The sequence below is a fragment of the Endozoicomonas sp. 8E genome, assembly GCF_032883915.1.
Classification (GTDB): Bacteria; Pseudomonadota; Gammaproteobacteria; order Pseudomonadales; family Endozoicomonadaceae; genus Endozoicomonas_A.
In genome coordinates this window covers 2,703,869-2,715,052 of the sequence record NZ_CP120717.1, presented here as the reverse complement: position 1 = coordinate 2,715,052, position 11,184 = coordinate 2,703,869, and the positions used below count along the sequence as shown (strand labels likewise).

At 52.8% G+C, this 11,184-nt stretch carries 2 protein-coding genes; both read left to right on the top strand.

All coding sequences use genetic code 11. From position 1 onward, the window contains the following. Positions 1-71 precede the first annotated feature (71 nt). Positions 72-1,204 (top strand): IS630 family transposase gene (locus P6910_RS09110; protein ID WP_317145958.1). Its coding sequence is split into 2 segments (ribosomal slippage): positions 72-492 and positions 492-1,204, totalling 1,134 coding nucleotides; the frame shifts between segments, so codons are not numbered across the junction. Positions 1,205-1,322: 118 nt separating this feature from the next. After that, positions 1,323-11,087, top strand: a complete 9,765-nt coding sequence (locus tag P6910_RS09105; RefSeq protein ID WP_317145957.1) for a hypothetical protein — start codon at positions 1,323-1,325, stop codon at positions 11,085-11,087. The last annotated feature ends 97 nt before the right edge of the window (positions 11,088-11,184 follow it).

Genomic DNA, 11,184 nt, shown 5'->3' with positions numbered 1-11,184 from the left:
TCTTTGTCCTGCAGCAATGCCGGAATTTTCCATTCTGGCATTCTTCTCCCTGATTCAGATCAGGGTGACCTATGCCAGCTCAATACCGTATCCGCCTGTCCATAGACGAACAGCAGCAATTAAAAGACCTCATTCACCAGACCAAGGTGGCCAAGCATAAACGTATTCATGCCCAGATCCTCCTGTGTCTCGATGAAAACGGGCCAAAACTGACGGAGCTCCAGACCAGCCAAACCTGTGGTGTTTCAACGAAAACGGTTCAGAGAGCACGCAAACGCTGTGTACTTGAAGGGCTGGATATTGCTGTTAATAGCAAGTTCAATGGCATTGCCCGCCCAAGAAAACTCCAGGGGGAGCAGCAGGCGGCATTGACAGCTCTGGCTTGCTCAACACCACCAGAAGGTCATAGCCGCTGGACGCTACAGCTTCTCGCTGACCGTATGGTTGAGTTGGAGCATGTCAATTCCATCTCGCATCAAACCATTGGCCGAGAGTTAAAAAAAACGAGTTGAAGCCTTGGCAGAAAAAGGAGTGGTGTATTCCAAAAAAAGCAAACGCAGAATTTGTTTGCGCTATGGAACGTGTTTTGGATGTTTATCAACAACCACATGATCCGAATCGACCACTGATCTGTATGGATGAGAGCAGTAAGCAGCATACTTTGGAGGTCAGGACTCCACTCCCTATGAAGCCTGGCCAACCCCTAAAATATGACAATGAGTATGAGCGCAATGGTGTGAGTTCTCTCTTCATGTTTTTTGCGCCACTGGAAGGTTGGCGACATATCGAGGTGACTGATAGCCGAACTGCCTGCGACTGGGCTCACCAGATCAAACAGCTGGTTGATGTTCACTTCCCAAAAGCTGATGTCATCCGTCTTGTCATGGATAACCTGAACACACATACACCTGCATCTCTTTATAAAGCCTTTGAACCAGGAGAGGCTCATCGGTTGGCCAGTAAGTTGGAAATCATCTATACACCCAAGCATGGAAGCTGGCTCAACATGGCAGAGATTGAATTGAGTATTCTCAGTCGTCAGTGTTTAAGTAGACGCATACCCGATCAGGCCGCACTGAAATCAGAGATTGAAGCGTGGGAGTCCCAGCGTAATGGTGTAGAAAGCAAAATGGAATGGCGATTTACGACCGAGGATGCTCGGGTAAAACTCAAGAAGCTTTACCCGACGATCAAATCGGAGTGATGTACTAGACTGCAATGGTGCGATTTTTAAGCATTTAGACGCCTCTGGCCACGCCGGTGAAAAGACAAGTATCACAACCCTTCTGAAAATCATGTAGTTCAATCTATCAGGTGTTACCATGCGATCCATACCCAAGAAGATTCATTTTGCTCTTGTCGGTTCTGCTGTAGGTTGGGAGCCTATTTGTCTGAAAGTATGGGCCTGGGCGAACAAGAACCATGCTATCTATGTATGGGCTCCCAAAGCCTTGATATACAAAAGAATTCTATATTTGTTGCTGTATTCTGAGAGAATACAACAAAGGATTGAAACAGATTATCCCCCTGATATTGCATGGTTGAGGCGTAGTATCTGGCAAAAAATCGATGCTTTTATGGGTGAAAACGATGACATAGAAAAATTGGACATAATGAAAGCCGATTTTTCAGACAGTGTAAAGAGGTTGTTTACCGCCCAATGGAATAAGACCAACGATGTGTTAAATCAAATTCGAAGAACCATTGGCATGTCTAATGTCAAAGTAGATACTTCTGATTTTGAACGACAACACAGTGGATATATCAAGTACGCCTTAAGCCTTAAAAAACCTGTGATTGCCGAAAGAGCCATAGGGATTTCTCGTGAACAATCTGAAGGAGGGGTATATGTTGATAGAGGACTGCTACCGGCACTGAAGACTGGGCCCTTTGAAAAAAGCGGCATCTCGAGCAAGCCTACATCGGGAAGGGAAGTGGACAGTAGTGAGAGAGAGCAGCTAGAAAGAGCTAAGGTACGTGCTGTTTTGGAAGATATGTTTGAACGTGAACTTATTCCTGATCCTGACCGTTATTTCAAGATAGACGATATAAACCTGTCACAAGAACAATTAAATCGAATTAAAAGTGTCATAAAAGAAAACACTTGTAGCAGACTATTTTTTACACTGAGTGACCGCCCAACGAGCAGATTTAGTGACGATAAAATATTTTTCGGTAGAACTGTAATTACTCAAGACAAGATTAAAGCCGGAAACCACGATGATTCAATCAAACCAATGATGCTGGAAGCTCTCCCAAATAGCCCACTGATCAACAAAGTACTTGAAGAAACCACATTTTTTTACAGTATTTTAGAAAAATTTAAACACAATGGAACAAGCAAAGAAAGACGCATAATGGAGATCAACAAGTCTTTGCATGAATTCAATAAACATAGAGGTCCTGCCTACAACGAAGAAACCTATAGAATTGCAGTCATGTTAGCGGAGCTTTCATATAATAACGGGGAACTTGACCACCGGATTCTCGCTAAACTAGGTTATGACGCTTTTGAAAGATTAGAAAGAACCGTTTTCAGGAGAAAACCTATAATCTCTCGAATTAGGAGCTTCTCAGAGGAAAATCCCTTCTATAGCATGAACTCTTATGGCACTGATTCTGACTTGCCAGACTCAGCGCTTAGGCGACCATACGAGAAACTCATAATGATTAATACGCCCATGGCTGGGGACGGTGGAGAGTCTGAGAGGCAGAGTTATGAAAAATATATTAGGTATCGCACTCCAAAAGGCAAGAGCGTCTTGTATGAATTTGTTTATTCTGATCGAAGTGAAAGACTAGAAATTACAACAACTTTAGGAACACCATTCAAAAATATCGGCGAAGACACTAAAGTCTTCATTACTGGAGATTATGATTTAACTGATAACGGGTCGGATGACATTAATTCCATCTACTACCAATTCTTAGTGAAAAAGCTATCATCAGTTTTAATCAAGGTGATCCCCGAGAATACCACCGTACAAAACATAGCATTCTCTTTTGATAACTCTGCACAAGACATTCCAGGTTCTGTGGGTGTATTGGGTGCTGACCAGAAAGATTATATTGTACCTGAAGTTCTGAGGGAGTTGGCCAAAAAAGGTATCCGTGCAAATTCTGCTGTTGCAGTTCGGGGATACCTATCAGCAGGCATTCCCCGGCAAACTTCCGGTGGAGATCCTCACAGGCCGTCAACCTCGAGGGATGCGCCCGATCCTGAACTCAACCGTATTGTTTTTACCCTAAATCAAGACAACACCGTTACATACAAAGCCAAGTTCGGGTTGACCTCGCTTGACCCTGACAAAGAGTTTTATCCCAGACCCAACATTGACATTCACGAATCCATGTTCGCAGACCAGTTGTTCGAATCCGTAGTCGTTGAGAATTCGCAGGGTTCGACCGATCCCAGACTCGGGAAGGATTCAGCCCAAGCCCTTGTCGAAAAAATGTATGCCGGTGACAGAGACCAGGACGATTCTGCCTCTGCCAGATCCGAAAACAGGTTACCCACTTATGAACCGATTGATAACAGAATAGATGCCAGCAAATTCTCATACTACGAAGATTTCCAGACAGCGATCTATTTTGGATTAGTGCAACAACCGCCGACCGAAAAAGCTGCTTTCGTCCATCCGGATGAAGGAGAAACCACGCGTTTGAGAGAAACACTCAGACTGTTGGGGCAATCTTCCTCGTACACTGACTGGCTTGCGCGCTATGAAAGACGTTTTCCCAACGATCACATGGATCGGCTTGAGCGGGAGATAGAACGCTTCGCGAGTAAAGAAGCAAAGACCAGGGCCTTCGAAAACATCAAAAAACGAGTAGGGAAAGACGCATACCATATTTACAATATCGATATTAAAACGCCGGAAGGTGCCGCCGAAATTAACGCAAAATTCAAAGGGGATTTCGACAACGTGAGTGTTCTCCCGGCCCGGCCACAAGGGGCTTGTCGCAGGCCTCGAAGATCAGCCGGTACCGGCAGCTGCGATGCTCGCCGCAAAAATCTGGAGTATGCCCTCCGGTTACTTTCCGGCCCCGAAACCCAACTCTTTCTTGGCAACGACAGGAAAAAAATTGATATCGCCCTGCGCGAACCCTCCAACGAAAGTGAGCGCTTGCTGCAGAATTTTTTCACCCGGTATCGTCGCCTCGAAGGTAAGGACGCATTAGCCCACGTCCGCGGCATGCACTCGATCATTGCCCTGGACGAAGATTCGTTTACCCGCGCTCAACAGCAGATAAAAGACGGGACCCTGAGTGGCCAACCCCTGTTGCTGAAAACCACCCCCTCTGGCAGTTATGTGCTGCTCACACCCGATGGCCGGGTTCAGTCGGCCATCGCCGGGGGAGACGGCAACCGCGTCACCATTCTCGGTCGGCCAGCCAGACTGATCGCCCATGCTTTGGCGACACTGGTCTACTTTACCCCGGACGGCCACATCGCCAGTCTGACCGTCAGCGATCTTGCCAGCAGCAACCAGTCCCGCGGAATCACAGCTCTGAACGGCCTGAAAACCTTTATGACCCAATCGCCCGCCAACGGCAAACCCCTGGTGGGCGAGCTGATTATCGAGCCCAGAAGCCGCAGCCCCCATGTTTTCAAACGACTGGTGAAAGATATCCAGCACCGGATGCCGAAGGACCGCCCGGCGATTGAAAACCTTGTGCTGCGCTCCCCGGGCTCCGGACAACCGGATTACCGGCTGCTTCCCGGCGAAACGACGGTGCTGGTGTCACCCCGGCCATCGGATTCAAAAGCCCCCCTCCGCTATTTGCCGCCCAGCCACCTTTCGGTTCCGGTGCCGCCCCGGACCAAAGACAGTCTCTCAGGTGTGGCCTCTGAACGGGCCGAATTCAGGCAGCGGCTGCTGGAGTTGGACACCGCCCTGGGGGACATTAAAGCCCGGCACTCACTCCCCGACAGCATGATCCCGCAACTGGATACCCTCCGTCGGGATGGCCGGGGCTGGCGCATGGACTTTTTGGAACCCGACACCCTGGTCCGAAAAAACATCCGGTTTACGTCCGGAGCTTTTGACCGCTTCCGGGGCTTTCTCCAGGGGACGGGTCGTCAAGGCTTGCCATCGCTGGTCAAAGGGAAAAGAACCGCCAACGCCAATATGAACAGGCTCGCGTCTTTTATAGGCCTTTACGACCTGCTAGCCGGGATTTCTCCCGTGGGACACCATTACAGCCAGCCCCCATCCCAGAATATGACGGTCACCGAGCGGCAAATTTATATCGGGCGAAAGACGTTTTTTTATACGTCGTTGGCATTACAATTGATTGACATAGCCAATGTCGGACGGCACGGGATCAAGGCCATCACTCCAGTCATCGTGCCGTCAATTCCTTCCGGTCAGAAAGCACCAAAGCTACCCAAGATTTCCGTGCCGGGCAAGCTCCCCGTGGGTCTGAAAAAAGTCGGCAGGCTGGGTAAAACAGCCGGTCGTTTTGTACCCTTTCTGCTTCCCAGCGTGCAGGTAGGCAGTCTCACCCTGACCATCATTGAATATGAGAACGAAGAGGATCCGGAAGTTAAGAAACTCATGGAATCCAGGGTGATCTTTGAGTCGGTGGATACGGCTATCTCCATCGGGTTAGTGCTTGTCAATCCAGTCTTGGGGATCGTGCTTGGTGGGATCATGCACCATATCAGGACGCTTTTTAATCTCGATTACAAGAGCCGGGCAGAGAAGCTGGCCTTTAAAAAATTACGGGACGCCTCGGGTAAGGCGGCAAAAATCTTTGACCTGATCCACGCCCAGCTGGACCCCGAAAGCTTCCTGGCCAACAACCAGGCCAACAACCAGACCCTCAATGCGTTGACGAGCGGGGATGGCAAAAGCCTCCTGGCCCTGAATATCCAGTCGATCAACCTGATGAACCAGACCCTGACCTACGGTGGCGGCTATTCATACCAGACAACCTTCGTCGCCGGAAAAAAAGACGACTGGAAACGCTGTAAGGATGAGCCCTATGTAGAGGCCGGCCTTATACAGGATTGCGCCACCGACATTAACAGGATCGAGTACGCCTCGGGTCTCTTTAACCTGATTGACGATGCCCTGGCGACATTGTGCCGGACGGAGTCGCGTTTAACCGGCTACCAATGCTCAAACGGGGTGTTCCACAACCTGAGGCAGATGACCGGTAAAAACAACATTTTCATGCCCGCCTTACCCCAGTGGGAGGTCAGGCTCCGCTACACTCCCTACGATCGTTTTCCTCGAGGGAGTGCGCCAGACAGCAGTTCTCCCGGTGCACAGCTTCTGGATGCCGTCAGCGACAGCAAGCTGAAACGGTTTTACCAGAAAAAGGTAATAAGCACCCGGATCAAATACTGTGGAGCCCGTGGCTTTGATGAATGTAGCACCCGTTACCACTATAAATACCTTATCCAGATGTTCACTCATACCGACGGTTTGGTGTACCGTCAGTCAACCAGCAGCCTGTATCTTGATGACAAGGATCACATCGTCGTTTTTCGTGAGGTCTCAGACGAATTTTCCAAACTGCTGGATTATGACCTGTATAGGCCTAACGGGAATAAAACCTGCATCCTGATGTCAGACGGAGCTCATTACATTCGCGTCCACCCCGGGCAGACGGCCTCTACCTGGGTGTTGAACTACGACGGTCAGGTTCCCTATGCCTGTATTACCGAGCAGGCTGACCAGGAACATCGCTGCTGGTCCTCGCAGAACTATTTCGGGGACCGAATCCGGCACATCATGCTGGGTGAGACCCGTTTCGAGTTTCCTGAACCGAGGCCATCCTCTCCGTATAAAGTGGTGGCCGAAGATGCCAACGCACAGTTTGAGTGGCAGTCGCACGGCAAAGTGATCCATCGATTATACGACACTGGATCACTGAATGACGGGCTATCAGGGGCGTCGAAACTGAACCGAATCATGAGCCGCTACACCGCGGCCAGCCGGTTTTTGCCGCTGGAGATGAAGGACTGCGACGCCTCAACCCGGGTCCGTGAACGCTGTATGGCCAGAGCGCCGGAGCAGTGGCGAACAGTCTGGTTGGCTGTCAAAAAACCAAACCGGTGGGCGATGAAAGGTGCCTCTGACCCGTTACCCGTGAGACCTGATCGGCCCTCGCGGGTCGAGCAGAACCCGGCCTGGCTGCAACACAAGCAGGACTGTGACCGACAGGTCAATGAGTATCTCAAGAAACCTTACCGCTGCTTCCCTGGCAAGCTGGGACTGGCCAAAGCGGACTGGGAACAATTAGACCAGGTCCGGCTTTGGTACGATACCTTCAACCATCTGAAAATCCGGTTCATTGCTGCCAATGCCCAGCTGCAACCGGCCCAGCTGCAACCCGTCCAGGGGAACCCGGCTATCGGCTACTATTTTTTTGACTCCGCCAATGGCAAGGTGTTATTCCAGAATAAGGAGTTACTGACCCGGGAAATCTGGCACTTTGGTGAGTTGAATGCCAGCTCGTTTGGCCGCCATGTCTCAAAGATAATGCCGAACAAAGATGAGTCACAATTGCTGGTATTTGATGCCCCCTATTATTACCTGTTGACGGCCAGCCCGTCCGGTCAGCTGACTCACCGGGCGATTGCGGCAGAAACCCTGGATGGCCAGCTCAGCGTACCTCCTGTGCCACCTGTAGCGGCGCCCGGCACAACGACATCCGACACAACGACATCCGACCATGGACTGATTCCCATGCGGGATGTCGATGACAACGACACACGTCGTATCCTTAGGGCCGGTTTTTATGACGATGCCACCCAAACCCATATTACTTTCCTGAACAGTCTGATGGATGGCGACGTGCCGAACAATAAAAACGACGAAAGCGGCTTACGGACGATCAATGAGCGTGTCCGAAAGGCTCTGGACGAAGAGCACCTGCCGGTCCACAAGGTGGTGCGGGAGAGTGTTCACTTCATTTTGTTCAGCAAGCACTCCGGCAACCTGTATTACCTCAGCACTGACGTGAATCGCCCCGGGGGCGTCCAGCGGCTGAACTCCGGTTTCCAGTTGATCCGCCCGGCAGGCGAGAAGCGAGCGCTGGCAAAAGCAAAGATGGCCAGCACCGGCGTCTTCAGGCATGTGCAGGCGCACTCCGGCAGCCTCCTGGTCGATACCAACGGTGACTACCGGCTGTGGATACCGGACAAGGCCTGGGACAACACCCGGGTGGTCAGTGAAAACCTGTCGGTGGAGTCAGGACCCTTTAAGAACTGGCGGGTCGAAGCCACCGGGCAGATCGTCGCCAAGTCGAACGATACCCTGAGTGTGCACCAGTTCACCCCCCAATCTGGCGTGGTGATGGACAGCCTGAACCTGGGCCGGGTAGTCAACCTGATCTTCGCCAAACTGACCATTGAACACCCCGGCAGAACCACCTGGACCATCGCCAGTGCCCGTTTTTTCATCCGTGAGCTGAAGAAACTGCTGCGGGACCGGGTGAAAGGGGCCCGGGAGGCATTCTCGGCCACGGTGGGGCTGGTGCCGCTGAGACCCATCAGCGCGATCGTCGACCACCCCCTGTTCAGTGCGATCAGGAAACTGGACTTCTGGTACAACCCGGGCAGCGACACCCTGCTGGCGGCCAACACCCGCGACCAGTTTGAGGTCATGGTGAACGACGACGGACAGCTACTCGCCCTGTCGAATACCCACAAAAAGGAGGCTTTCGAGTTTTTCCCCCGCCCTGAACAGCGCGCCATAGGCCATGCCTTTTGTGGGAACGCTGTCAGCTTTCCGCTGAACGGAGTGCCCGCTGAGTTCGATGCCCTGCTCTCCGTTCCCTGCCTTTTTACCGTGTCCGGTGGCTTCCGATTGCCAGGCAACTACCAGTGGGACGAAGGGGCCCGGGCGTGGCGCATCGAGACACCGAAGGCCCAATACCTGGGCAACCGGGAGAGTCTGGCCCTGGTGAGCCTGGACCTCAGCCGGGTGAGGCCCGGAAAAACCTCCGACAACCGACTCTTCCGGGCCCTGCAAGATTTCGACTGGGCCATGAGAACCCTGCCATTGGGTGTTCGGTCGCGGATCGACGCCGGACTGATCGCCCTCAGGCTAGGCTCCAGCTACGCCCCAACCCAGACAGCCTGGGTAGATTACCGGGGCCGGTATTCCGGGCAACAGAGACTGTTTTTCGGCCTGCCTGACAAGGAGCACAGTGTTCAGCAACTGATTGGCCAAACCACGGGCGCCGATAAAAAGAGTTCCTGGTTTCTTCGGTCAAAGGCTACGGTCGTTTATAGTCCAGACAAACAGATGCTTTACCGGGTCACCTCCGGGGGTTACCAGTCTCTGGGAACCTTTAACAGGGTCGCCGTGATGGCCGAGGGTCTGCTGCTGTCAGGAACCCCCCGAGCCGAAACGATCAAACTGAAAGGGTTGCGGCTGGACACTTACTACCGCAACCACCAGGTGGCCTTTGCCCGGAACGGTACCCGACAGCGGTTCGGGGTCATGGTGGAGGGCCAGGGCGGGTCCGACGTGATTGAACTGGATGAGACTGACTTGTCGTTTTTTGCCCGGATCCTCATCCATCCCGGCCTGGCTAAAGAAGATAACACCGATCACGACGGGGCACAGACCCGCATTGAACTGAAGAATGTACCGGCTTTCCCCTTCCTTGCCTGGCGCCGGGGTCAGAACCTGATGCTGTCCGACCGGTTTACCACCGGCGAAGCCAAGATCGAGATTCAACAGGTCTGGGCCAGACAGCACGACCGGTTCCTGCAGCCCACAACCCTGGTGTTCAGTGACCTTGAGCTGTCGTTATCCGATCTGGCGGCACGGGTGATGGACTCTGGCCAGGGCGTCGTCTTGCCACTCACGGTGAGCAGCCTGGTCAGGAACGAGCGCCTCCGATTCATCAACGCCACAGCCAGCAACCCCCTGTACATCCAGCGGGACCGGCCAGTGAAAATCGTCACATACCGGGCGATGGACGGGATTAAACTGACACTGGAGCCCCTGGACTCCACATACGTCAGACGTCAGGTGTTTATTACCAGCACAGGACACTGGGGCTGGAAGCCGGGCAGTGTTCAGGTAAGCGGACCGGAACCCGGCAGCGGTTACCAGTCATGGCCGTTTGTACCCGCCGTGATCAGCTCGTCCGGCATGGGCAACGGGACAGCGAGACTCTGGGGCAATAGCCGCAATAACATTCTGTACCTTGGCGCCGACGCCCGACAGTGGTCACTCCGGGGATGGGGCGGTCATGACCTGCTGTTGCTGGGAGCCTCGGGAAACATCGCGGCACGGCCAGACGTGCTGGCAAACCGGGGTGACCGGTGTGACAACCGGAGGCTGGATACGCCCGGCAACAGCAGCCTGTGGCAAGCCGTCCTCGACTGGACCCGCCCGCTGGCCGGTGGTGTTGGTAATGACGTCTATGACCTGCGGGCGTGCAGGCCGGCCCGCACAATCGACAGCCATGGCAAGCATTATATCCTGCTGTCGTCCGGGTCGAAGGCGGATTTACGACGATTGTCGGGTGATAACAGCACTGCCCTGTTCTTTACCGACCTGACCCCGGAACAGGTGGCGTTCAGCCAGTGTGACCCGCAGGCGCAGAGCAACCTTACCCGCAGCAACCACTCTCTTCCATTGCAGAGCCAGATTCTCAGGATTATCAATACCGGCACTAACCAGACGCTGGCGCTGGTGAAACCGGACGTGCTGGCCAGCCTGCACTTTAAAGGCGGACAAGTCAGCCTGAACCCCATGACGGTGATCAACAGAAACGATAGTGCGTTGGCCCTGGACGACAGTGTCGATGGCGACAACGGCGCCCTGGCCTTTCTGAACAAGATCATTGGCAGAGGTCAACGGCTGGTGAATTACCTGTGCAGCCTGGCCGGGGTTAAGAAAAACGACATTGGATCGGATAGTGCGCGGCCAGGAAGAACAAGCCTGAATGATACGGAACTGTACCAGCACTACCAGCGACTGGTGCAGGACCTCAGCGCCCTGTCTGGCAGTCGCAGTGGCGAAAGCCCGTCGTTTATCCCATCGAAAAGCCGGGGAATGATACAAAACCTGACGAGTCCGCAACCTTTGACGACGATGGGTCAGGGCTGATTGTCAGGAACTGCCCATGCTTAAAAAGACGACAATTTATTTTATAGAACGACTAATCAGGTCAACTTCTCAATTCCGAGCTAGACTGCAATGGTGC

Bases quoted from the DNA above. Each gene is read 5' to 3' on its own strand.
- P6910_RS09105 (WP_317145957.1), top strand. From the start codon at position 1,323: ATGCGATCCATACCCAAGAAGATTCATTTTGCTCTTGTCGGTTCTGCT.